The 24,636-nt window shown below is 46.7% G+C and carries 21 protein-coding genes; 8 read left to right on the plus strand and 13 right to left on the minus strand.

What is annotated here, in order from left to right; translation table 11 throughout:
- The first annotated feature begins 118 nt into the window (after window positions 1-118).
- On the plus strand, window positions 119-1,528 hold the full coding sequence (locus ACPUEK_RS02395) for a PLP-dependent aminotransferase family protein (protein WP_425642206.1): 1,410 nt from the start codon (window positions 119-121) through the stop codon (window positions 1,526-1,528).
- On the opposite strand, the gene ACPUEK_RS02400 is transcribed toward ACPUEK_RS02395, so the two are convergent.
- Both ACPUEK_RS02400 and ACPUEK_RS02405 read right to left on the minus strand, forming a co-directional pair.
- The gene (locus ACPUEK_RS02400; RefSeq protein ID WP_425642207.1) at window positions 1,525-2,574 is read right to left on the minus strand and encodes a hypothetical protein; all 1,050 of its coding nucleotides are present in this window, start codon (window positions 2,572-2,574) and stop codon (window positions 1,525-1,527) included. The two genes, ACPUEK_RS02395 and ACPUEK_RS02400, sit on opposite strands and share 4 nt — an antisense overlap.
- 186 nt (window positions 2,575-2,760) lie before the next feature.
- Complete coding sequence (locus ACPUEK_RS02405; protein WP_425642208.1) at window positions 2,761-3,357, minus strand: hypothetical protein; 597 nt, start codon at window positions 3,355-3,357, stop codon at window positions 2,761-2,763.
- A 226-nt stretch (window positions 3,358-3,583) separates the two neighbouring features.
- On the opposite strand from ACPUEK_RS02405, the gene ACPUEK_RS02410 reads away from it, so the two are divergent.
- A complete protein-coding gene (locus ACPUEK_RS02410; RefSeq protein WP_425642209.1) occupies window positions 3,584-4,939 on the plus strand; it encodes a multicopper oxidase family protein in 1,356 nt (451 codons plus the stop codon).
- Between the two features lie 69 nt (window positions 4,940-5,008).
- Here the strand turns inward: ACPUEK_RS02410 and ACPUEK_RS02415 are convergent, their stop codons facing one another.
- The 6 genes from ACPUEK_RS02415 to ACPUEK_RS02440 all read right to left on the minus strand — a co-directional run bounded on the left by ACPUEK_RS02415 (window position 5,009) and on the right by ACPUEK_RS02440 (window position 11,290).
- Window positions 5,009-6,121: a helix-turn-helix domain-containing protein gene (locus ACPUEK_RS02415; RefSeq protein WP_067220316.1), complete on the minus strand. Its 1,113-nt coding sequence runs from the start codon at window positions 6,119-6,121 to the stop codon at window positions 5,009-5,011.
- 256 nt (window positions 6,122-6,377) lie between these two features.
- A complete protein-coding gene (locus ACPUEK_RS02420; RefSeq protein WP_425642210.1) occupies window positions 6,378-6,935 on the minus strand; it encodes a DUF3237 family protein in 558 nt (185 codons plus the stop codon).
- Between the two features lie 33 nt (window positions 6,936-6,968).
- On the minus strand, window positions 6,969-8,219 hold the full coding sequence (locus ACPUEK_RS02425) for a serine hydrolase domain-containing protein (protein ID WP_425642211.1): 1,251 nt from the start codon (window positions 8,217-8,219) through the stop codon (window positions 6,969-6,971).
- 214 nt (window positions 8,220-8,433) lie between these two features.
- Entirely contained in the window at window positions 8,434-8,835 is a 402-nt protein-coding gene (locus ACPUEK_RS02430; RefSeq protein WP_067220308.1) for a hypothetical protein, read from the minus strand.
- Window positions 8,836-8,914: 79 nt separating this feature from the next.
- Window positions 8,915-10,330 carry a PLP-dependent aminotransferase family protein gene (locus ACPUEK_RS02435; RefSeq protein WP_425642212.1) on the minus strand — a complete coding sequence of 472 codons (1,416 nt, stop codon included), beginning with the start codon at window positions 10,328-10,330 and terminating at the stop codon, window positions 8,915-8,917.
- 57 nt (window positions 10,331-10,387) lie between these two features.
- Window positions 10,388-11,290 (minus strand): choline sulfate utilization transcriptional regulator, encoded by a 903-nt coding sequence (locus ACPUEK_RS02440; protein ID WP_067035154.1) that lies wholly within the window; start codon window positions 11,288-11,290, stop codon window positions 10,388-10,390.
- 141 nt (window positions 11,291-11,431) lie between these two features.
- On the opposite strand from ACPUEK_RS02440, the gene betC reads away from it, so the two are divergent.
- The 4 genes from betC (at window position 11,432) to ACPUEK_RS02460 (ending at window position 15,303) form a co-directional block, all read left to right on the plus strand.
- Window positions 11,432-12,958: a choline-sulfatase gene (betC, locus tag ACPUEK_RS02445; RefSeq protein ID WP_425642213.1), complete on the plus strand. Its 1,527-nt coding sequence runs from the start codon at window positions 11,432-11,434 to the stop codon at window positions 12,956-12,958.
- Between the two features lie 125 nt (window positions 12,959-13,083).
- Complete coding sequence (gene choX / locus ACPUEK_RS02450) at window positions 13,084-14,022, plus strand: choline ABC transporter substrate-binding protein (RefSeq protein WP_425642214.1); 939 nt, start codon at window positions 13,084-13,086, stop codon at window positions 14,020-14,022.
- Between the two features lie 175 nt (window positions 14,023-14,197).
- A complete protein-coding gene (locus ACPUEK_RS02455) occupies window positions 14,198-14,845 on the plus strand; it encodes a pyridoxamine 5'-phosphate oxidase family protein (RefSeq protein ID WP_425642215.1) in 648 nt (215 codons plus the stop codon).
- Window positions 14,846-14,859: 14 nt separating this feature from the next.
- A complete protein-coding gene (locus ACPUEK_RS02460) occupies window positions 14,860-15,303 on the plus strand; it encodes a GNAT family N-acetyltransferase (RefSeq protein ID WP_067224009.1) in 444 nt (147 codons plus the stop codon).
- A 52-nt stretch (window positions 15,304-15,355) separates the two neighbouring features.
- On the opposite strand, the gene ACPUEK_RS02465 is transcribed toward ACPUEK_RS02460, so the two are convergent.
- The 3 genes from ACPUEK_RS02465 to ACPUEK_RS02475 form a co-directional block, all read right to left on the minus strand.
- The gene (locus ACPUEK_RS02465) at window positions 15,356-16,756 is read right to left on the minus strand and encodes a hypothetical protein (protein WP_425642216.1); all 1,401 of its coding nucleotides are present in this window, start codon (window positions 16,754-16,756) and stop codon (window positions 15,356-15,358) included.
- A 117-nt stretch (window positions 16,757-16,873) separates the two neighbouring features.
- Window positions 16,874-17,314, minus strand: a complete 441-nt coding sequence (locus tag ACPUEK_RS02470; protein WP_425642217.1) for a hypothetical protein — start codon at window positions 17,312-17,314, stop codon at window positions 16,874-16,876.
- Window positions 17,315-17,780: 466 nt separating this feature from the next.
- Window positions 17,781-18,305, minus strand: coding sequence for a DUF3237 family protein (locus ACPUEK_RS02475; RefSeq protein WP_425642218.1), 525 nt, complete (start codon window positions 18,303-18,305; stop codon window positions 17,781-17,783).
- 254 nt (window positions 18,306-18,559) lie between these two features.
- Between ACPUEK_RS02475 and ACPUEK_RS02480 the strand changes: the two genes are divergently transcribed.
- Window positions 18,560-20,290 carry a potassium/proton antiporter gene (locus ACPUEK_RS02480; RefSeq protein WP_425642219.1) on the plus strand — a complete coding sequence of 577 codons (1,731 nt, stop codon included), beginning with the start codon at window positions 18,560-18,562 and terminating at the stop codon, window positions 20,288-20,290.
- A gap of 12 nt (window positions 20,291-20,302) precedes the next feature.
- On the opposite strand, the gene ACPUEK_RS02485 is transcribed toward ACPUEK_RS02480, so the two are convergent.
- Window positions 20,303-21,295 (minus strand): AraC family transcriptional regulator ligand-binding domain-containing protein, encoded by a 993-nt coding sequence (locus ACPUEK_RS02485; RefSeq protein WP_425642220.1) that lies wholly within the window; start codon window positions 21,293-21,295, stop codon window positions 20,303-20,305.
- A gap of 3 nt (window positions 21,296-21,298) precedes the next feature.
- Window positions 21,299-22,258 carry a hypothetical protein gene (locus tag ACPUEK_RS02490; RefSeq protein WP_425642221.1) on the minus strand — a complete coding sequence of 320 codons (960 nt, stop codon included), beginning with the start codon at window positions 22,256-22,258 and terminating at the stop codon, window positions 21,299-21,301.
- A 305-nt stretch (window positions 22,259-22,563) separates the two neighbouring features.
- Here ACPUEK_RS02490 and ACPUEK_RS02495 point away from each other — a divergent pair, with 305 nt between their 5' ends.
- Window positions 22,564-24,573 (plus strand): phytase, encoded by a 2,010-nt coding sequence (locus ACPUEK_RS02495; RefSeq protein ID WP_425642222.1) that lies wholly within the window; start codon window positions 22,564-22,566, stop codon window positions 24,571-24,573.
- The last annotated feature ends 63 nt before the right edge of the window (window positions 24,574-24,636 follow it).

Below are 24,636 nucleotides of genomic sequence, written 5' to 3' on the forward strand. Positions count from 1 at the left end.
GTTTAGTGAAAGTGAAGACTCATTATGGTTTTATACTTGCCAAGAGAGCAGATTCAATTTTTAATAAAAATAAGAGTACAATTTCAAAGATAGCGTTTTCAGAGAGTACCGTCGCGCCATGACCTTATACGAATCCTTAGCCCAACGATTTATTGATGACATTGTTAGTGAGCGCTTACCTATTGGTTCACGGTTACCTGCACTACGACAACTGGCACAGCAGCAAAGTGTGAGCTTAACCACGGCGGGTAAGGCTTATGGCTATTTGGAGGATCGCGGCTGGATTTACGCACGGCCACAGGCGGGCTACTTTGTAGCTAATCGAAGCGAAATTACCGAATTTCCGGCATTATCAAGCCATTCTTTAACTCCCCGCGACCCCAGTCAATTTGCCCCAACACAGGGCTATGACAGTGGTTTAACGGGCTTTGCCCCACTCGGTACGTCTCTTCTCTCCCCCGCGCTGTTACCCGAAGCAGATCTAACACGGACTCTCAAACGTGTGACACGTCGTGCCAGCCAGAGCATGTTTAGCTACCCTGAATCTCAGGGCTTAAGTAGTCTCCGTCAGGCGCTATCTGGTCACTTTCGCGAGCACCATTTTAGCTTTAATGCGCGTGAGTTAGTCATCACTAACTCCTGCTTAGACTCTGTGCGTATCGCGTTGGAATGCTTAACCCAACCTGACGACGCGATAGCGGTGTGCTCGCCCTGCTTTAGCGGCCTGTTGGATTTGCTTACCACTCTTAAGCGAAAGATCATTGAAATCCCTGTAACCCATGAAGGTATTGATTTAGCCGCTCTTGAAAAGTGCTTCGCTAAGCAAAAAGTCTCTGCTGCACTACTCAGTACTACTCACTTAAACCCACTTGGTATTTCCCTATCGACACAGCAAAAGCAGGCCATCGCCGCCCTCGCGTATAAGTACCGTATGCCAATTATTGAAGACGATGTCTACTTTGAGCTAAGCCATCAAAAGGATAAGCCGTTGCCCGCCAAATACTGGGACAAAGATGGTTATATTCTTTGGTGCAGTTCCATTTCGAAAGTATTGGCACCGGGATTACGACTCGGATGGTGTTTACCTGGACGCTATTTTGATCAGTTTTATGGCCATCATAGCTATACCAGTATGGGGGTGAATAGTTTGGTGCAAGCCTGCATTGCCGAGTTTATTTTGAGCGGCGACTATCACAAACATATTAATAAAGTGCGCCCCATTTTGCAGTCTCAGGTGCATCAGTATCGACAGTTTCTGACGGAGCATTTACCTGCTAACGCGCAAATTAGCGCGCCACAAGGAGGGTTAGTATTATGGCTAAGGGTGCCTGGAATGGACACCAATCAACTGGCAGATGAAGCGCGTAAAGTGGGTGTAGATATCCGACGTGGTAGTTGTTTTAGTACGCACCAAGATTATAACGACTGCTTACGGATAAATTGCGGCTGGCCGCTTGAGCAAACAGTTGATGGCGATAGCGCGCAGGTGCAACTAAAGCGCCTGTGCAAGCTAATATCCGAGTGTTAATGGTGATAGAAGTAAATCTTCTCTGCCTGCAAATCAACAGTGACATGATCAAATGCATTGATCATATTCATCCCCATCACAGGTAGTGGTTCACCGTCTATCTCGCGGCTGGCTTGTGTGACAACGGAGCTTTGCATGGTGTAATCACCAAACTCATAGCTCCACTTACAAAGTTTTGACTCGTCGCTTATATCTAAACCACGTTCCGCCAGCTCAGAAAAATCAACGTCTTTGGCAACACAAGAATCTTCTGTAGAAAAAGGCACGGTTGATATAGGACTGCCTGTCTCAAAGCTGACACGTTGTAGCTCACCATTCATAGGATAGAAGAAGTGTAGATTCTCACCATCGAACATCGCATCGTAGGACACACACTTTTCTTTGCAATGGACCTCTTCTGGTTGGATAGCAATACCATCCGGATAGAACGAAAACTGTCCGTAATACCCGATGAAGTCGACACCTAGCACGCCATCGATACCCGTTTTTGTTAGAAGAATTTTATTGCGCATTCCGGCAATATCTGTATGTAGGTCCACTAAAGAGACCCCAACAGATAGCGTTTTATTATATGGGCTTTCTATACCGAATACATGTTTATAAAAAAAGGATAAATTTTCATTTAAAGGAGTATCTGTCCCCGATAGATTGGTTGCGACATCTGCAAAGCTAGCGTATGAGGCAGTATCAATTAATGCTTCAAAGTGTTCACCACTTCTTGTATAAGCATCCACGTAGTGTAATGAAAAGTCTTCGTCAAACTCACTAGTGTAAGTGCTTTCATCGACTTTCAGCGTTGAGTTTTTCTCATCGTCATTCAATACGAGGCCTAGTTTCTTCCCCTCCAGTTTAGCAAAGATGTCGCATGCGTAAGCGTAAGCCGTTTCAGGCTCTGGCCCATATTCATGGCATTGATCAACGGCCTCCGGTGCCAGTGACAGGTCATTGAGGAAAATAATGTCGTAGAAGTAGCTATTCGGGTCCTGTTCCGCACTCACCAAAGATGAAAAGAATATACCAGCGAAGAAAAGCAATACTTGTTTCATATAGGGCCTACAATCCATGTATTAAGCACAATTTTTTATCTCATCCAAGAGGCATTTAAATCGTACTTTTATTAATTTGACAACAGCACCTGAAAATAACATTTGCATTTAACCAAACACGATTGCTATGCGAGTATTGCATCTCATTTTACTAAATTCTTTCCAACCCTTTACTAAATATACGCATCAAAAAGCACTGTTAGCTAACACCATACGACGATATTGCAAGATGACCAACACAATCAAGAACCCTAGCGCCAAACTCAGTGGGAATAGCACAGTAGTGACAGAATAAGCTTCCAGCGCGACGATCGCGCACACACTGCGTAAAATCATAATCAGGAAGAACATGCGGCTGTCTTCAAATGGACGTAAGTAAACTTTGCGGTATGTCGGGCCAAAACCAATCATATCGATCGCGGTCAAGATGATCACGGTCCATAGCGGATCACTGGTCATGTACCAAAGCGGTAGCGATGCCAATGCGGCGATCAAAAAGCCCCAGTCAGCTCTGGTAATGGTGCTGTCGCCACGCTTAAAGTACGCCAAGATCGCAATCAGAATGGTGACAAAGCCCGATAAGCCAATTGGCCACGCGCCCACCCCGCCATCGGCATCAAGTTGCGCAAAAAACACCACGGTCGTGGTAATACCCCAAATCACCCAAGAAAACACATGGGGTTTTACCTTACCTCGGATGATCAAAGCAATGTAAGGCACAAAGCCAACCAACGCCAAAACGATGGCAATCACACTAAAGATAAGTTTGATATTGAATTCCATGTGCCCTCCTAACGCCAATGATCATAGTAAGGTTCGATTCTACCGAGTTCATCATTAAACAGTCGGACAAAACACGCCAGATTTGCACCAAATTAGGTCGTTTTTACTGAGCCACAATAATAGCACTGTATAGAGATCAATACTCTGACGATCCCTATAACCCATTTATTGAGAGTTATTTTCATTTGTGAAATGATCCCATGCTTATCAAGAAAAGGAGTCCACCGTGGATCGTCGCCAGTTTCTTAAAATCAGTTCAGCGCTTGCAGTAATAGGCTGTTTGCCAACCATTACCTTGGCCGCATCGCCCAGCCCGGGATTTGATTATGAGTTAATCGTGGCACCTGCTAACGTACGTATCGCCGCCAATGGTGATACGCCTGCTTGGTGTTTTAACGGTCACTTTCCTGCGCCAGTTATTCGCGCTAAACAGCACCAGTCGGTACGTATTCGCGTGGTCAACCAGCTAGATGAGCCCACTACGGTCCACTGGCATGGCTTGCGTATTCCCATCGAAATGGACGGCGTTCCCTTTCTAAGTCAACCCCCCATTATGCCAGGGGAAACCTTCGATTATGAATTCACGCCACCTGACGCTGGCACATTTTGGTATCACCCACATATGAACAGTGTGGAGCAGCTGGGTAAAGGCTTGGTTGGTGCATTTATCGTTGATGAAGCGGAAGATCCGGGATTTGATGCCGACGTGGTGATGGCGCTTAAAAATTGGCACATCCGTGACGATGGCTCGTTTACGGCATTGACCACGCCACGCAATGCCTTTCGTATGGGCACGCCGGGGCGTTTGATGACGGTAAACGGTAAAACCGCACCGACCTATTACATTCCTGCTGGAGGCGCGATCCGCGCGCGTCTGGCCAATATCGACAACACCCTCACTTACGACATTAACAGCCCGCAAACGGATCTCACCATCGTCGCTATAGACGGCAATCCGATTGCTAAGCCGCGTCCATTAGATCATCACTTAATGGGGCCGGGCATGCGTTTAGATTTAGGGTTCATTGCGCCCAACAACGCTGGTGAAACGGTCACCTTGTACCATAAAAATAAGGTCTTGATGACCTTTCAAACCATTGGCGAGAACAAGCAACGCCGCGAGCTACCAAGGCTGCCATTGAATCCAATCCAAGCACCGGACTTAGACACTGCCGAAGTCATTCGCTTTGCCTTCGAATGGGATGCATCGATCAACCCTATCGAAAAAGACGGCAAGGTAAACTACCGGTTTTGGACCATCAATCGCACCCCATGGGACGGCATGTCGGCCGATAATATCCCGGCGCCATTGGCGACGTTAGAGCGTGGCAAAAGTTATATCTTTGAGTTGTCTAATCTGACCCAATACCACCATCCGATTCACCTACACGGCCATACGTTCACGGTATTACAATCGAACAAACAAACCATCGAACCGTTCCATACTGACACGGTATTACTAGGACAAAATGAAGTCGCACGCATCGCGTTTGTGGCCGACAACCCCGGCCGTTGGATGTATCACTGTCATGTCATTGAGCATCTAAAAACAGGCTTGATGGGGTATATTGAAGTCGTATAGCGATCAAAGAGGGTTGATCAATGACAAGGTTACGCCGCCCGAACAGCTCTTTCTATGTCAAATGGGCGGCTATTGTATTGGCATAGATACTGACGAATACAGTTTTCGGACCAACTCAGCTTGGCGATTAATGCCCATTTTAGCAAACACACTTTTCAACTGGATGCGCGTCGTACCAATAGAGATACCTTTAATTCCCGCATACTCAGACAACGTTAACCCATCCGCTAAAGCCACGGCGATATTCGCTTCTGCTGGGGTTAAGGAGAATAGTATTTGTACTTCTTTTGGATCGATTAACGTGGCGGATTGCATATCTTTCAAATACACCAACGCATAAGGCAATTCGCCCTTATTGTGGAAAGGCGTCAGCATAATTTCTAAGGTACTGGTACATTCTTCCCTAACGACCAAAATGTGGCGCTCAAAGCCACTGGACTGATCTGTGAAACGAGATAAGATATCGCGGAATGAGTGGTTAACACTGCTATTTAAAAAGCGTAAATGTTGGTTATGCAATGTCATAACAGCACTGCTTTGAATCATGTTTTCAGCGGTTTGACTTCCCCAAAGAACGCCGCCTTTTTCATCAATCAATAAGAGCCCCATGGAAATATGGTCAACAATGCTCTCTAACAAATGTTGCTGGCACAAACTGTTTTTGAAAGCTTGAGATATTTCTAAGGCTTGAGATAGATGCGGCGCCAAAGCATATAAAAATTGCTCAACATCCGCATCATAAGGTTGATCATCATGGCTATGTCGATGGGCAATGAGTGACAACAAGGTATCATTTGGTAACGCAATATCGAGCATAATGGCTTTGCCTAGCCCTGCTAGAGCCAGTCGTTTTTGGAAGCCTCGAAAAACAGGGCAGTCCTCTTCAAACACATCGACATCACGAACCACTTGTAGGGGCTGGTTAACTTCTATCAATAACCTTGGGTTATCCGCATTATTCACCCACTTGTCATGCAATGCTGAGTGCTCAAGCGAAAAGGAATCCCGTACTTCCCATTCCAAGTCAACGGTTCCGCTGTATTGTTTTTTGATTACCTGAACAACGACACTGGCGACGTTCATACGGGCTTTCACCTGATCCAGAACAGAAACCCAATGAGAAGGCGCTGTGATACAGCGATATAAATCAGCAAACAGCTGATTGTCTTCTTCGTATTGCATAACCACCCCGACTGATCAAACTTCGTACGGTTAGACTATTCCTTATGAACGTAAAAAACCAATACCCACCCCGAGGTATATATTTATAAGAATATCTTACACATTAAAGCCAACAAGAGCACCCTCTAATTTCTATCTGATGATGAATGCAAAGACCATTTTCAGTAGGCATAAAACCCGCTTTATGCCTACTACAAACATAAAAAAGGCTTCTGAATGGAAGCCTTTTGGTTATGCTTGAATGTACGCTCAATTGCTATTGCAAGATCTCGTAGACTCGCACAATTACATAACTTTCATCCGCTGCAGCGACTACTGTGCCGGCAAATTGCGACTGTTTAAGCCAGCTGTATTTGCCATCAGGTGCAAGGAATGTTGGATTGGTCGCAATATACCATTCGTCAGCCGGTAGCTTAGGGTCATCACTCTTATTGACCGCCACGCCACGGTTATCAATCACAATATTGACACCGTCATCTGTGGTAATGGAGTACAAAGCAAAGATCTCCCAAACACCGTCGGTTCGAGCTAACTGCCAATCTGCCCCACCCGGTTTTACTGTCGCTTTGAAGCCGTTACGGCCTTGAAATTCGCCCCCAGTAATGGGTGCAATACCGCGTAAGCCTTTGGCTGTTTCACCTACTTCAATCCATTCACCTAAATCCACGATGCCTTCAAGCACCAATTCAAGCTCTGGGGTTTCTGCTTTTGGTAAAGCGTCTAAAGTAGGACGAACCACCTCTGCCGCTGCATGAAAAGTGGTTACTGTCAGCGCCATGGCACACCAAAGTCTCAATATTTTAGAAATAGTCATCGTATGTCTCCGTTATTGATACTTAAAGGTGTCTTAGTGAGTCTGCCAGTTAGAAACTTTATCAAAGAAAGTAAGCGTCTCTTCTTCTAGATCGAACATCTCTTCTTGTGGGAAGTAACTCAGTTTCACGATCACGGTATCTGTATCTGGATCGATGTAGACAAACTGCCCTTGCAGACCAATCGCTGAGAACGCATTTGAATTCGGCATGGTCCACCACTGGTAACCATAGCCGCCCATTTTGTCATCTTCTGGTAAGACCGGATGAGTTGATTTTTTGATGTAATCTGCGCTCACAATACGGTGACCATTAAATTCACCTTCGTTTAGCACCATCTGCCCAAAGCGCGCCCAATCGCGCAACGTAGCGTTAAAACCAGCCCCAGTAAATTCGCGGCCTACTCCTGGCTCTCCGTCCATGATAAAGAAACCGTTTTGCTGCGCACCCAGTGGTTCCCATAGTTTTTGAGCCGCATAAGAGGCAACGTTGGCACCACCTAATACACGCTCTAACAACCAACCTAATACGGCGGTATCAATGGTTTTATACTCGGAAACAGTGCCTGGCTCATACTTACGTTCAAGAGAGGTGGAAGCATCCGCGAAGCGTGCCACATTTTTAACTAAGGCTAATATATGGTTTTTAGCTGCAACGCCCGGGTTAGCGAAGTCATAACGTTCTTCGTAATCGACGCCAGACGTCATCTCTAAGACTTGGCGAATGGTAACGCCTGCGTAACCACTGTCAGAAAGTTCTGGAATGTAATCGGTAATCGGCTGATCTAACGATTCGATGCGTCCTTCTTCATGAGCAATGCCCACTAACACAGACGTAATGGATTTGGTCATTGACCATCCCATGTGTCGAGTATCAGGGCGCATATTATTAAGATAGTTCTCGTAGACGATTTTACCGTCTTTCATCACCAACAATGCGTTTGTATAGGTTCGATCTAGGAACTCATCAGCGCTATACGTCTCGCCGTTATACTCATAGGTTAAGTCCATCGGCTGTTCGGATTTCACCAGCTTAGAAATATCGCCTGCTCGTGCAACCTGTCGCGTATCGAATAATGTATCCATAGAGCGGAAAGAAAGAGAGTTAAAGTCTCGGTCTAACATATGCCAACGCAGCGTTTGCACGGCGACAGGGACATCTGATTCAGGACCAACATTTGATACTAAAGGGTCAACAATATTGGCAGCGATGCTCTGTGTAGACGCTAGAGCACATGGAAGGAGAGAAACGAGGAGGACTTTTTTGAACGTTTTTATTGTCTTCATGGGAGTTCCTATTTGCTTTATGATTTTTAATTAAATACGCAACAGCACTAAGCAGATGATTAGTGCTGTCTATATTTGACCTTTGCATAAAGCCCGTCATATCCCATTTGGGATAGCGGTTTAATTAGGAATATCAACGGCCATAACACCGCCTGCCGCTTGAACAAGCTCTTTAGAGTTTATTGTTTTCGCGACACTATTGCCGATTTTTACGTTATTTAAGTAATAACGGCGTACGTTTCGACGCAGACAATATGTCGTAAGCATACACTTTGGTGAGATTGATAAATTCTTCTTTCACACGGTTAATGGCCTGTGTGATCACCACGGCAATCGGATTACTAGGTTCAACATGGCATTGAAATTTACGCAATTCCAAACTTAAAGAGGAGTAGGTTTCTACCGCTTCTTCAAAACATTCTAGTCGGCATTGCGCTTCCACGACCTTTAAATCACTAGAGACTAAGGCCGACAAAACCGCTTGCGTATCATACCAACAACCTAAATGCTGACGCGCACAGGCAGAGGCCTGCTTATAACAACTAATGGCCGCACGGTTTTCACAGTGCTGAAATGCTTGATCACCCGCAACAATGTATTGCTTCCAACTTTCCATCGGATATCTCCCAAGAAATTCAGTCCACAAAAATAATAACAATTATCATTTATATATGTCTATGCGCTACTTAGATTTTTTAAATTGACCGTTTAGGTGCCAAGGTTTGGCACGCATCCGCCAATTGCTTAATCCAAGCGTCTAACTGCAGTTCCGTTGGGCCGGTAAAACCTAACACCAGTCCCTTTGGTGCTGCGTTGGCTACGCCGTAATGATCTTGTAACCAAGACAATCTTAGTCCATTTTTTAAACAATGTTGGTTCAATTCGCGACACCAATCTCCATCAGAAAAGGGCGTTTTGACATATATGACGAGATGCATTCCGCCTGTCGGCTTTTGCCACGTAAACCAAGGTGACAGACATTGCTCCAGCAGCGAGAGCAAATAGTCACGTTTGCTGCGATAGTGACGCTTCATGCGATTGAGATGACGATAAAAAGCCCCGCTGACGAGAAAGTCAGTCACAACCGGCTGCAATGTTTGCGACGCAAACAGGCCCAACGTTTTTTGACTGTCTAATACTCGCGGCACTTGGCTCAACGGTGCCACAATAAACCCTAACCGCAGCCCTCGAAACAACACTTTCGAAAAGCTACCAATGTAAAATATCTGTTCGCTTACACCTTGGCGGTGCTGGGCCGCTTGAAACCACGGTTTAGCAACCTGGCCTTGATACACAAACTCGTTATCATAGTCGTCTTCTATGACAAAATTATGACTGTCAGACAAAGCCGAAAACCACTCCTCTCGCGTCGCAGAGCTGGCACATACACCCAATGGATATTGACGGTTAGGCGTCAGTACAGCGGCCCAAGGCTGCGCTAATGACAGCGGCTGAACCCCCTGTTCTGTGATCACTAAGTCCTGTGTTTGAGTGGCAGAAAAACTGGCTCGTAAAGGTGGATACGTGGGGTTCTCTAACAACCAATGTTGTATCGTATCTGACAACACATGCTGCAACAGCGACACAGCATCATGATTGCCTGCGACCAATATGATTTGTTCAGGTTCACACTCAAGTCCACGGAGGGCATACAAGTAGTCACAAGTGGCTTGCTGTAAGGGTGGATAACCCGCTTCATACTCACCTTTGAGCAAGCGTGGATCAGGGTTCAACCATGCACGTCGCATGCTTGCTGCCCACGCTTTGTTCGGAAACACACTGACATCAACACCCGAGTCAAAGCGCTGCAGGCTCGACATCGTCGGCTTTGCCGCGACTGTCGCAACGGGTGGATAAAGCCACTCTCGTTGCGCAACAAATACGCCTCGCTTAGGCTGACTTACAAGCAAACCTTCGGAAATTAACTGATCGTAGGTTTGCATCACGACACTGCGTGACACACCCAACATTTGCGCCAATGCACGGCTCGATGGCAGCTTATCACCTACCTTCAATCGCTCCTGCTCAATCGCACTGAGCAATTGCTGACGCAGCTGCTCGTAACGCGGCGTGCCATTGTCTTCAATGCTTAATGTTAGACTCGCGATCATTTGATGCTATCCACCGTTTATTGCCCCTTTTGACCACGCCAACCTACAAAAACACTGTTATTTGCACTGCTGATGTAGCCACTCGTTAAATTGTTCAACCACAGAACCGTCCACCCTTGATGGCGATACAACCGAGAAATAACCATTTGACGAGTGGGTCGTAAAATTCGGGAAGGGCACTAAGAGTTCTGATTCAAGCATATCATCCAATAAAGAGCGCCACCCCAAAGCGACGCCTTGACCCGCAATGGCGGCCTGTACAAGCAATGTATAGTTGTCGAATTCCATCACCGTCTGTGACGGCGACCACAGCATGTTGTGTTGCTCAAAGAGCTTTTCCCACACCATCCACTTTTCTTCCGGTTCCGCATAGAGCTTCAGCAACGGCGCTCGAGTTAGATCCTCAAGCGTATTAAACGGCCCATACTCTTCTAACAACTTCGGACTACACACCGGAAACACTTCCTCTTCAAACAGCTTTTTAGCCACAAACCCTTTGTGCCTTCCATCACTGAAAAGAATCGCCAGATCAATATCTTGCAGCGCCACATCCGCATTACTTTGCGAGGTCTGCAAGCGTATTTCTACGTCTGGATAGAGGCGTCTAAAGTCCGGTAATCGCGGCATTAACCAATACGCGGCAAACGCAAAATCGGTCGCGACATTGATTCGCGGCGTTTTGTTTTTATTGCGGATATAGCTGATCACTTTGCGGATCTCATTGAAACTAGACTGGGTCGTTTTCAGCAAGATATGACCCTCATCCGTCAATTCAACCCCGCGATAAACACGGCGAAATAGTGGCGTATTTAGAAACTGCTCTAGCGCTTTCACCTGCTGGCTAATGGCTGGTTGAGTGGTGCCCAATTCACGGGCGGCGGCCGTAAAGCTTAGATGGCGTGCTGAAGATTCAAACACCACAAGCATTTGTAAAGGCGGCATGTCGCTTTCAGATAACATAAGTTCAACTTATCCCAGTCATAAAATTTTGGTCAGTTTACAGCATAGTAAATAAGGTTCAATCTAGCATAAATAAGGATTTCAGCGCTGAAATAAACATTAACCTAACTTATTCGTAAGAGCCATCTGGAGTTTTGCAAAATGTCTCAAAAACAGCCTAATATATTATTCATAATGGCCGACCAAATGGCCGCCTCTGCACTGCCATTTTATGGTGGCAAAACAGCTAAAGTTCCACATTTAGCGTCTTTGGCTGAGCGTGGCGTTGTCTTTGATTCAGCTTACACAAACAGCCCACTTTGTGCGCCTTCTCGCTATGTTTTGATGACTGGCCAGTTACCAACGCGCATTGGTGCTTGGGATAATGCTGCAGATTTTCCAGCCGACATTCCCACATTCCCATACTACTTACGCGAGAGCGGTTACCACACGGCGTTAACAGGTAAGATGCATTTCTGTGGTCCAGATCAGCTACACGGTTTTGAACAGCGTTTAACCACCGATATCTACCCTGCGGACTATGGCTGGTTTCCTAACTGGGATGATCCAGACACGCGCCCAACGTGGTACCACAACATGGCTTCCGTGACGGATGCCGGCACCTGTGTGCGCAGTAACCAACTCGACTTTGATGACGAAGTGGTGTTTCACGCTGAGCGTTATCTATACGACTACGCACGTGGTAAACAGGATCGTCCATTCTGTCTAACCGTCTCAATGACGCACCCACACGACCCTTATGCCATTACAAAAGAGTATTGGGATCGTTACGACCACGATGAAATCGATCTGCCAAAAGTTCGTATTCCTGAAGCAGAGCAAGACCCACATTCTCGTCGCTTACAGGATGTGTTTGCGTACTACGCTCAAGACATCAGCGATGATGACATTCGTAACGCTCGTCACGCTTACTACGGTGCTTGCAGCTACGTCGATGACCAAGTAGGCCGCGTGCTTAAAGCCTTGAAAGAGTGTGGCTTAGAAGACGATACCATCATTGTTTTCTCTGGCGACCACGGCGACATGCTGGGTGAACGTAATCTTTGGTTCAAGATGTCTTATTTTGAAGGTTCTGCACGTGTCCCACTGATCGTCTGCGCCCCAAACCGTTTCGAACCTAAGCGAGTAAAAGAGTCCGTCTCCACGATGGACTTACTACCCACTTTCGTGGATTGGGCGACTAACAACGAAGGCACAGAGTTTGCTATGCCAATTGATGGCCGTACTTTGTCGCCTCATGTGGAAGGCAAAGCGGGCGGACACGACGAAGTGATCGGCGAATATTGCGGCGAAGGTGCTATTGCGCCGTTGTTTATGATCCGTCGTGGTCAGTACAAATACGTACATTGCTGCATCGACCCAGACCAGCTATATGACCTAGAAACAGATCCGCTAGAGCTGACTAATTTGGCTAACGACCCAGCTCACGCTGAGACCGTTAAAGCGTTCCGCAATGAGGCTCTACAACGCTGGGATTCTGAGGCCATTACAGAGGCCGTCAAAATCAGCCAGCGTCGTCGTCGCTTAATCGTACGTGCGGTAAGCCAAGGCGAAACAAACATCGCATGGGACCATCAGCCACATTTCCCAGCCACCGAAATGTACATGCGTAACCATATTGACTTAGACGACTTGGAAGCGAAATCTCGCTACCCACGCGTCGTTTAATGCCATCCAAAAACGCGCCCTGATGGGCGCGTCTTTGTTCTATTACTACCCTTGCATAAGGCCGAATATCGATAAACCCAACGCAGATAGACTCATATAAAAAAACATCACAGAGGAACCGACTGATGAAAAAGATAAGCCTACAAAAAACGCTGCTAGCAGCGCTTGTTTCTACCACTGCTAGCGGCGCTTTCGCGGCGGTACCAGAACAATGCCAAACGGTCACCATGACCGATCCTGGCTGGACCGACATTAGCGCAACAAATGGCTTCGCTACGACAGTATTAGAAGCGCTTGGCTACAAAACTGATATCAAATTATTAGCGGTTCCAATTGGTTTTGAGAGTATTAAAAACGGGGAGATAGATGTTTTCTTAGGCAACTGGATGCCTGCTCAAAGCACTTTCATTGAAAAGTACGCCGACAATTTAGATGTCATTCGTACCAACCTAACCGGTGTTAAGTTCACGCTAGCGGTACCTGAATACATGTACGACAAAGGGGTGCAGGACTTTAAAGACCTAAATACTTTCGCTAAGGACTTCGGCGCGCGTATTTATGGCATTGGCGCAGGCTCACCCGCTAACCAAAACCTAATGAATATGATCGACAAAAACGATTTTGACTTAGGAGACTGGCGCGTTGTGGAATCCGGCGAACAAGCCATGCTGTCGCAAGTAGCGCGCGCAGTCAAACGTGAAAAAGGCATTGTTTTCCTAGCATGGGAACCACACCCAATGAACGTCAACTTTGATCTTAAATATCTATCTGGTGGCGACGATTACTTCGGTCCAAACTACGGTGGCGCTACCATTCATACGGTCACCCGTAAAGGCTACGCCAGCGAATGCCCCAACGTCACTCAGTTGCTTAAAAATATGGCATTCACGTTAGACATGGAAAACACCGCCATTGCGATGGCCAATGAAGGCTTATCTCCAAACGACGCCGCAAGCCAATGGCTGAAACAGAATCCAGACATCTTGGATAGTTGGTTAGAGGGCGTCTCGACAACCTCCGGCCAGCCAGGCTTAGTCGCTGTCAAAAGCGCTCTAAACCTGTAGACAGGTCAACTATGTGACCTATTGATAACACCACCTAGCGTTAGCCCATCTTCGGATGGGCTTTTTTTTACATTGCCAATCTGGACTGGTTAAATAGTTTAAAACTGGTCATTTTTAACCTCGCCAATTGCTCTTATCCTAAGCTTATTCGCCACACTCGCATAGGATATTCAACATGAGCGACACCTTAAAAACTACCATCAGTACCGTCAAAAGAGGGTTGAAACGGGCTCAGTATGATGTCACAACAGCGCATCAAATTATCGATGCCACACTGCTTTGCCACATTGGTCAACAGATGAACGGTCAAGTTTTTGTGACGCCAACCTGCCATTGGCGCGAGGGCGACTACTTGTACTGGCATGCCCACAGCAAAGCTCGGAATACTCATGGTGCGGTCAAAGAAGCCCAAAAAGTCTGCATCAACATCTGTGAACTAGATGGCCTCGTGCTGGCGCGTTCAGCGTTTCACCACTCGGTGAATTATCGCTCAGTCACTCTGTTTGGTGTGCCTGAGTCCATCGAAGACTATGCGGAAAAAGTGCGTCACTTTGAGCTATTTGTGAACAAAGTATCGCCCAATCGTTGGTCTAAGTTACGCCCAGTCACAGAGCAAGAAGTCTTAGCCACGGGCTTAGTGCGCATCAAAATCGACGAAGCCAGCGTCAAACTCAGAGCCGAAGGCGTGATCGATGACGCTGAAGACATGGATTGGCCAGTGTGGGCGGGAGTGGTGCCATTAACCAAACACTGGCAAGCACCCGCGCAAGACGCAGCTCAAACAATTGACTATCCCAACCCAGAAATGCCTAACGCGAAATAACAAGGAAGAACACAATGGACATTATTAAAGCCTCCTTAAGCGAGCTAAACGAAGCAGCGACTTTATTCGACAGCTATCGTCAGTTTTATGAGCAAGCCGCTGACCTGAATGCCGCAGAAGCCTTTATCGAGCAGCGCCTAACCTCGGAGGATTCGGTGATCTTTCTAGCGAAAGATGACACAGGGCGAGCGGTAGGGTTTGTGCAACTGTACCCATCGTTCTCATCTGTTGCGATGAAGCGGACTTGGATTCTGAATGACTTATATGTCACACCTGAAAGCCGCCAAAAAGGTATTGCGAAAGCTTTGCTCAGCCATTGCGAACAGTATGCTAGAACCACTCACGCGCAAGCGATTAGACTGGCCACAGCTGTCTCAAACAGCTCAGCAAAAGCTCTTTATGAGTCGCTCGGCTATCTGCCAATGATGAGCTTTGAGCACTACTCAAAAAGCGTTTAATCGTCGATAGATAATGACGCATGGTGAGTCATCATGCGTCAATGCTGAAACGTTAAATTGTCAGATCGCCTCGCTCTTGAAGAATGGTCATGACACGTTTGGTTAAAGCGGAGCGCTCGCTATTATCGTAGTGTTTATAAATGGCCAGTAATGACTCTAGATAGGCGTCCAGCTTTCCAGATTCATCTAAGTCTGTTGTATCGATGTTCTCAATGAAGGCTGCTAAATAACCGCATTGAGCGGCAGTTAAAGCATGAGTGGGTGAATAAAATTCTATTTTGTAGCCACCACTCGCTGATAGCACATCTTCAAATGGTTCACAGAACTCTTGGTGCCCCTGATACACACTGATCAGAGCAAATGTATGTTTTGATGTCTCTTCTAGTTTATGCGTCAATTCGACTATGCGGGTTTTGGTGAGCTGCTGTTGCTCGCTTTCTTGCAGAATTTTATGAATTTGAAATTCTTTGTACAGTAACGTTAGTTTGCCGAAGTTACTCCTGTCATCCGCTAAACCTCTGATTCTCTCTAGTACTGCATGAGTCCGCTTTACTTGCCCAAGCCGAGCTAACGCTAGCGCCGCAAAATTAAAGGTTACTTCGCGATCTAAAGTGTCCGCAGAGGATTGGCTAAACTCTTGTAGATAGCTATCTAATGCTTGGTAATCCTGCTCAGATACAGACTCATCTTGCAGGATTTTTAACTCAATGGCATGAAGCGGGTTCATAGGTGTATTGCTATAGTGAATGCGCACCAGACGAGACGCATCTCTATAGCCACTCATCCAAAGATTGTCCATAAGAAAGAATACGCTGGCATCGTCTTTTGGAAGATTAATACGGTTCAAAATGCGCTCAGCTTGCGGCCAGTTAGACTGCTTAAAAAAGTCCCTTGCGATATTTGTGAGCGCCATGTACTTAAACTCCCCAAATAACTCAGAGCTCGCCACATCGAATGCCTTTTCTATGTTTCCCAGGCGAGCGTATGCTTGAACGATAGCGCTGCCTTCAAAAGGACCGCGTTCACCTTGATGCATGGCGAGATTTTCGTCTAAAGCGTTGCGTAGGGCACTGGGATCAAGCGTTTTTGCCAGCAGCGATAGCACCTCATCGCTTAAGTAAGCGTTGAATTGCTTATGGTTATTTTCTTGAATACGCTGCAGAAGATGATGACTAATCACTTTTGCTTTGTGCTCGTCACCACCTTCTAGGTAGGCTTCCCCTAATTGCGCATACAGATACGCTAAATAGACATCCTCTATGGAACTTTGCTCAGCTGCGATAAACGCTACGGCTAAAGGGTCTTGCTCTAATGTTTCTGGCTTGATTTGTCCAATAAGCTGCGTGGCTGTTGGGTTGCGGTGGTTATGCTCTTCATTAGCCTGCTTGTTTGAGTCTTCGCTACACCCTGAAATGATGAGTGAGTAGACCAATAGTCCTATTATTAAGCGCATCCTGTCTTCCTTCCATTTACAATGCAATGAGCTCCCTTTAAACCGAAATTCTATGAGGTGTGTCAAATATAGATTCTCTAGCATTTAAAGCCAGCTTATTTTAACTGGTTAAACCATTTAGCTATTTATTTTTGAACGGACATATTCTACATGTTTTTTTCTGTACTTAATAAAGTCCACATGAGTTTTAGAAATCACAGCAAAAACACCTAATATTTGAAAAAATAATGCGGTTAGATATCCGTGAAAATTTGATGTTGTCAGTTCATTAAAGAAGTAAAAATGGGCAATAGAGGAGTAGATAATGGTTATACAAAAGTAACATAACAAAACATTTTTTGCCTGAATGACTCCCATCAATGACACCAAAACAGAAACGGTACAAATACATCCAAAAACCATGCATAGTAAGAAATAAGGGGTAAATAGCTCATGACTCATATAAACAGCTAAGTTTCCAAAAGGCCCTGCTATCGATATAACACCAAGAAACATGATTGAAATAGACAGTAAGCAGGGCAATACACTAGGAAATGGGGCTTTGTATGGACTACTCATTATTTAACCTACCTAATATTCCAATAGAAAAGCCTATATTTCAACGAGTAAGTGGCACACGTTTATTTCATAGCACTTCAATCAGCGTGAGGTTTTTTAGCGATCTTTACATAAAGACGATAGATTAATGAAACCCGCGAATTCAACTTCGAACTGCTCTAACCTCATTGGGGCTAAAACCCATAGAATAGATGTCAAAATCCATTTTAAAATCCTTTTATCGAGCGCACGAAAGTTAATTTATCTTTAATAGTCAGAGTGTAACTCAGACATCGATGAGTAGATCAGCCTCCAGATGTAAATAAAAAGTAAAATCCGTTAACATTAATAACCAATGTCTAAGGTGAATTTATCTACCGGTAAGTGATTAAAACCACATTAATTTATGCAAGATACATCAGCCTGCAAAAAAAAAGCGAGTTAGGACTGCTCGCTTTGGTTGTGGGCTATGCGGTGTTTTGAGAGACTACAGCAATTCCCAAACTCGTATAATCACGGCAGGGTCTTCAGCAAAGTTGTCGGCCAGTTCAACGGTGCCTAGAAATATAGACTTGTTCATCCACTCGTAAGGACTGTCGATCGGAGCGTCGAAGCTCAACACACTGCGCACGTAGTCATTCTCTGGGTTGTCTGGCGTTGGACGACGATCAATCAGTGCCTTGTTATTCACCAGAATCACATACCCATCGTCGGTCTTCAACGCATACTTCGCTTCCAGATCTCTCACACCGTCAGGACGTCCAAGCTGCCAATCTCCACCGCCGGAGATCACATTGGCTTGAATCTTTGGCCCGTTTACAGTGCCACCAGTAATCCAAACGATGCCTCGCTCTCCGTGCTTACTCTGTCCTACCGTAACGCGCTGCGGATCAATGGACACACGTGATTCGTAGACAAATTCAGTATCAAAGCGGTTAGGTCGGTTCGGATCCGGCTCAGCGCTGATTGCTTTGACACTACACATGGAAAACAACATTGTTAAAAGAAGCATTCGTATTGTCATTCTTTATTTCCCCCGAGGTTTCTTAGCAAACAAAGAATGACTGTATAGTATTTGTACGGACTACCTGTATCCGCGATCGGCAAACTATAAAATACACGCGACTTAAATACGGAAATCCGGCAGAGTTCTTGCTTGCTATCTTCTCTATCGCCTCAACATTTCATAAACTGATTTTGTAACGCATACGCCATCGCTGTTTTCGTGGCATCGGCCTTCACCCACTTTCTCTGTAGATCGCCCTTATGACCATCGAGATATCAAGCCAATATATTTTTCTCGCAGGATTACTCGCACTGCTGAGTATTCTAGCGAGCGTACTGTCAAGCCGTTTAGGCACACCGCTATTATTAGTGTTCTTAATCATCGGCATGTTGGCTGGAGAAGACGGTATTGGCGGTATTCACTTTGATGACGCGGGCCTTGCCTTTCTGTTTGGTAACTTGGCACTCGCAACCATTTTGTTAGATGGTGGTCTCGGCACGCGACGCGAATCGTTCGCCATCAGTTTAAAGCCCGCCTTTTTATTAGCTACGGTAGGCGTGCTGCTGACGGCTGGAATAACGGCTTCAGCGGTGTATTGGTTGTTTGGGCTGCCATGGAAAGAAAGCTTGTTACTCGGCGCCATCATTGGCTCAACCGATGCCGCCGCGGTATTTGGCTTAATTCGTAACGCAGGCTTACGAATCAAGGAACGAACGGGGGCGACCCTTGAAGTAGAGTCAGGTGCCAACGATCCGATGGCCATTTTCTTGACGATCACTATGGTCAGTTTGATCAGCAACCCTGAACAAGGCCTTGGCTGGCCTATATTAGTGAAGTTTATTCAACAAATGGGGCTGGGGCTAACCATTGGTGTATTGGGCGGTTTGCTGCTCAAACGGGTGCTACCAAAACTACATTTAGCCAGCTCGTTGTACCCGCTTTTAGTCACCAGTGCGGGACTGAGTATTTTCGGCATTACCAACTTATGGGGCGGCAGTGGCTTCCTCGCCATCTATATTGTTGGCGTTATTCTAGGTAACGCTAATAACATGCCTTACAAACGCGATGTTCACCGTTTCCATGATGGTATGGCGTGGCTCAGCCAAATCGGTATGTTCTTGATGCTAGGTCTGTTGGTCACACCAAGTGAAATTGGGCCGGTGATTTTGCCTGCTTTGGCTATCGGCGCGGTGTTAATCTTTATTGCGCGCCCTGTGGCGGTACTAATATCGTTATTGCCGTTTCATTTTCCGTGGCGAGAACAGCTGTTTATCAGCTGGTGTGGCTTACGCGGCGCTGTGCCGATCATCCTCGCTATGTATCCGTCTTTGTCTGGCGTCGAGCAAACGCCCATTTACTTTAATTTCGTTTTTGTTGTGGTCATCATGTCGCTGGTCTTACAAGGCTGGACTATTCCTCAAGTCGCACGCTGGCTCAAAATCGAGCTACCAGACAAAGAAGCGACACCAAAAGCGTTTAGCATTACCTTTGATGACTACAATAATCGCCATATTTTGATTTACGAAGTACCTGATGACAGTGACCTAGTAGGGTGTTCTGTGGAATCACTACCGTCGACACCATATTCACGACCAATGGGCGTGATGCGTGGTGGACAACTGCTGGTCGAATACGATGAAGTGTTGCGTGGAACAGACAAAGCGGCGTTTTTCTCTCAGTTAGAAAATGACTCCGAGCTGAACCGATATTTCACCCCAGGCCAACGCATGCAACAAACGTCCATGAGTCAGTTCTATGGTGACTTTGTCGTCAACAGCGATGCAAAAATGCGCGACATTGCCTACGTCTACTTTTTTAGAGTTGAAGAGGCGTACCTCGATAGCAGCGTAAAAGAGTTTTTCAAAGAGAAGTTCCATGGACGAGTCGTGATCGGCGACCGTTACCGCTTTGGTGAGATAGAACTGACGGTTAGAGAGTTTGAAAACGGTGAAATCAGCAAGTTTGGTCTTAAAATCATTCGTCAGAAGTAAGCATTTAAACGTTTACGTCATGATCACCCAGCGCTTCATGGCGCGCCGAAAATTGCTGACATCGTAGAAGCATAACGTGTCAGCAATTTGCTCAGAGCTGTAACCTAATACATGAGCGTAATGATGACTGAGTAAGGCACGCACGCTGTCGACTTGCTTCTGATAACTGGTGCGATGCGCTTTCAACTTGCGCTTCAGCGTTGCGGGACTCATCGCCAGCCGGTCGGCCATTTGCTGCAGTGACGGCATATCGGTTACCTGCTCCAGTAAGTAACTTTGTATAGTCCCCAAAAAGCTCACTGGGACACTTTCAATCTGCTGACACGTCATCTGATACAGGCTATCGGAAGCATGAATAAACGGCTGCGTCAGCTGTGCTTTAGGGATCCTCAAACAAGCAAACGTGGCGTGCTTCACATCCCCCAATAGCCAGTGGCTTTGGCACTCCGAATTCAGTGCTGGCGATAAGCTGTTTAGCTCATAACGCCATTGGCGACCGTCGATGCCTTGCCCAAACCAGCAGAGCGCAGAACGCAATGCTTCCATGGTTGCCACAAACAATGTATTACGCTCGTAAGCGTCTAGCAACACACCTTGGGCATCGCTGAAATACCAGTGCAAATGACCAGCACTGCTCAATGAAGTGATGTGTACCAGTGGTGACCACAGTGCTTGAGTGTGTTCTAAAAACGCCAACGCTCGCGCCACATCTGGGGCGTACATTAAACCAGCACTAAACTGTACCAAACTGCTGGGCAAAAGTTGCTGCCCGAGCCGTAATGCTAAATCAGGGTGAGTCGTCATGGCGCGGGTATTGCGATACAACTGAGCCAACTGCATCGCCGAAAGCGTGACATCTGGACGCTGTAAATCGTTTTGAAAGAGTTTGGTTTTACGCAGAAACACATCAAGATGTTCGCCATTCTGGAGAACAAAATCGGTTAATTGCGCCGACCCAGCCTGTAAAGGCAGATACGAGTCGTGGTTTTCGCGCCATTCAGTCATCACTTAAGCGACTTGCACATCAGTCACTGAGTGGCGTGACCGAATACCATCGCATTCATCCGAGAGAGTCTTTTGTACACACTGAACTTTGTCTCGCAATGCTCGCTCGCTCAAAACGCCCTCAATCAATACCGTACACGCTTTGACGTGCAAATGGCTGGCTAACACACGCTTCTCGCCATGAAAGCGCATCGCACGCAGCAGCAAGACCACATCATTGATTTGTTCTTGCGCAATCGGAGTAGAGCAAAACAGCGCATAGCTCTCGCCCGTTAAATGGAATACCTTGATCGACTCAGGAACGTTCCACAGCAACATTTCCGCCAACAAAAAGCGCAGTTTACTGGCATCAGACACTGACAACGGGGGTTGATTCGTGGTTTCGGGGGTCGCTCGCAACAGCACTAACGTGGACTGTCGATTCGGTGCTTGGTCAATGGCGTTTACAAGCCCAGCCCAAGAGGGCAGCAAACTGTCATCGTTTAGCTGTGGCTGATTCTGAAACGCTGGCGCCCGCTTGCCTAGATAGTGGTCCAATTGACGCTGCTCGCGATACCAAAAGAGCAGCCCAATCGCCAAGGCTGTTAACCCAATAGGAAAAGATTCCACCCAGCCATCCCAATGCATGTGCGTCGGAATCAAAAACATTTCATCCATCACATCCTGCAAACACGCCACATACATACCAAGAAAACCGAATGCGAGCCAATTGGTCGTGTGGCCTTTCTTACGGGTCGCTAACACGATCATCATCCAAAATACGGAAAACAGTGCGAAGCCACCTTCTCCGACAATATCTAACCAAGTCCAATCGGAGACGGGAATGAGCCCCCCCGTCGCACTGTTTGCCAACAGAACCAGTGATGTAGCAACCGGAATAGACATTAACCAAATCCAATGCAAACTGACTAACTTTATAAACTTATGGGTATGTAGGGCGACATAATGTAGGTGTCGGATCATATAACTCTCCTAGAAACTGTACCGTTTTGTACTCCGATCACATGACATTTATGTGACAACCAAAGTCCGATCGGCTCACAGAAGACGCTATTTTTTATCAAACAACAGAGTCTGGCGTTAAATATCGTCGGTTCATGCTGATAAAACACAGCTAAAACCCAGTCAAATAAGCTCAAACAGCGTCGATCTCCCATGAAAACTTGCTTATAAAGAGGTTGGGGATGACACCTGTCACAAATCTGCCATGAGTAGGTCGTACTGTGCCTGCATCGCTTTTCTTAAGACACATTTTTTGGAGCATGACCATGAGCTTTTTCAAACCCACACTGATCGCCACAGCCATTCTGGCCGCTAATAGTAGTTACGCCGTTGTCACGGACACTAGCTACGAAGACATTTCCGACAGTGCGGTCTGGCAGTCCAGCGATCAGCAACAGTCCCTATTGATCGCGACCCTTGAGGGCGATGGCATTGCTGTGTATGACGCGCAAGGCAGAGAACGCCAGCGTATTAAAGGCATTGAAGCCATGGGAGCGGACGTGCGTTATGGCATTCAAGCAGCGAATGGTGCACGCATCGACATCGCTGCCATCGCGCTGCCAGACGAAGACGCAATTGGCTTTTACCGTATTGATCCAGAGAGTAGCACCCCTTTAACAAAGCTAAATCAGTTGTCTATTTCCATGACGCCCGAAGGCGTCTGTTTGGGTAAAAACGCAACGACCAGCGCATTATTTGTCGCCGCTTACGATGAAAAAGGTACCGTTAAGCAATACAAGTTAGGCTTCGATGGGCATCAGATACAAAGCATTATCAACAATACTGACGGCCCGTTACCGGTCCGTATTACTCAAGTGGGCGGAGAGTTAAGCGCCTGCGCCATCGACGATGCAACCAGCACGTTATACGTTGCCGAACAAAACGTTGGCATCTGGGTGTATGGTGCCGACCCTGAAAATGTCAAAGACCGTACCTTGGTTGACGTGGTCACCCCCATTGGCCAGTTACAAGAAATCGAAGACCTGGACATTCTTTACTCTGCCGAAGGCAAAGGGGCTTTAGTGGTCGCAGACGAAGGCCAAGGCTTTTTACTGTACGACCGCGAATCGCACGCCTTCATCAATAAATTTGCCGTCGACAACATCGAAGAAGCTAAATTAATCACCACGGCCAGCAATCAGCTGTGGCTCGGCAATACGGAGCTGGATACCCCTGTTTATCAAACATTATCGTGGTCAGAGCTGAAAACGTTATCTGGCTATGATGTCACTAACGCCATCACGCCACGTCAGCTAGAGATCACTGGTGTTAAACTGGTGCCCGCGAAAGCGGAAACAAAAGCCGTAGCAAACGGTGGCGATGCAGCCGATGATCCGGCTTTGTGGATCAATCCGGACCATCCGGAAAAGAGTCTTATCATTGCCACCAATAAGAAAGGTGGCTTAATGGCCTACAACCTATCCGGTGAAGAGGTCCAATACCTAGAAGGCGGTCGACCAAATAACGTTGATCTACGCCAAGGCCTGCATGATGCCCAAGGCCACACACTGACGCTGGCGGCTGCGTCAAATCGTGACTTAAACACGATCGCTCTTTACACCATTGATGGCAGCAACACCCCGATTAAACCTCTGCCAGTGAAGCAAGGCCCCGTTCACTCGGAAGCACCAGAGCTGCTGTCTAACGTCGACGAAGTGTACGGCCTGTGTATGTCTCGCGGTGAAGACGGTACGCCGTACGTGTTTGTAAACGGCAAAGATGGGCAGATTGAACAATGGCGCATCGGCGTCGACCAGGGTGTCGCAGAAGGCAAGCGAGTCCGCACCTTGCAGGTGGCCACGCAACCAGAAGGCTGTGTCGTCGATGACGCGACTCAAACGCTTTATGTTGGCGAAGAAGACCACGCGATCTGGTCGTTTGATGCGCGCCCTGATGGCCATGATGACGCCACCTTGTTTGCCAAGGTCGATGGCGAGCACTTGATTGATGATATCGAAGGTCTAACACTGTATCAGACGGCACAACAGAACCTGCTGATTGCTTCAAGCCAAGGCAATAATACCTATGCCGTGTTCGATTTAAACAACGACGGCGCATTTGTGAACAGCTTCGCTATTGTCGGCGATGACGCATTGGGCACAGATGGCGCGACGGATACCGATGGTATTCACGCGGTATCTGCGAACTTAGGTAAAGACTATCCTAATGGTCTGTTCATCGCGCAAGACTGGTACAACATTGACCACCAGTACCAAGTCGACAATCAAAATTTCAAAATTGTGGATTGGGATGCGATCCAAGCCATTTTGAAATAAAAAATCGCGGCTTCTATTAGTCACAAAGACGGCCTCACATGAGGACGTCTTTGTGTCGCAATG

Source organism: Marinomonas gallaica (assembly GCF_049821165.1).
In the GTDB taxonomy this organism is placed as follows: domain Bacteria; phylum Pseudomonadota; class Gammaproteobacteria; order Pseudomonadales; family Marinomonadaceae; genus Marinomonas; species Marinomonas gallaica.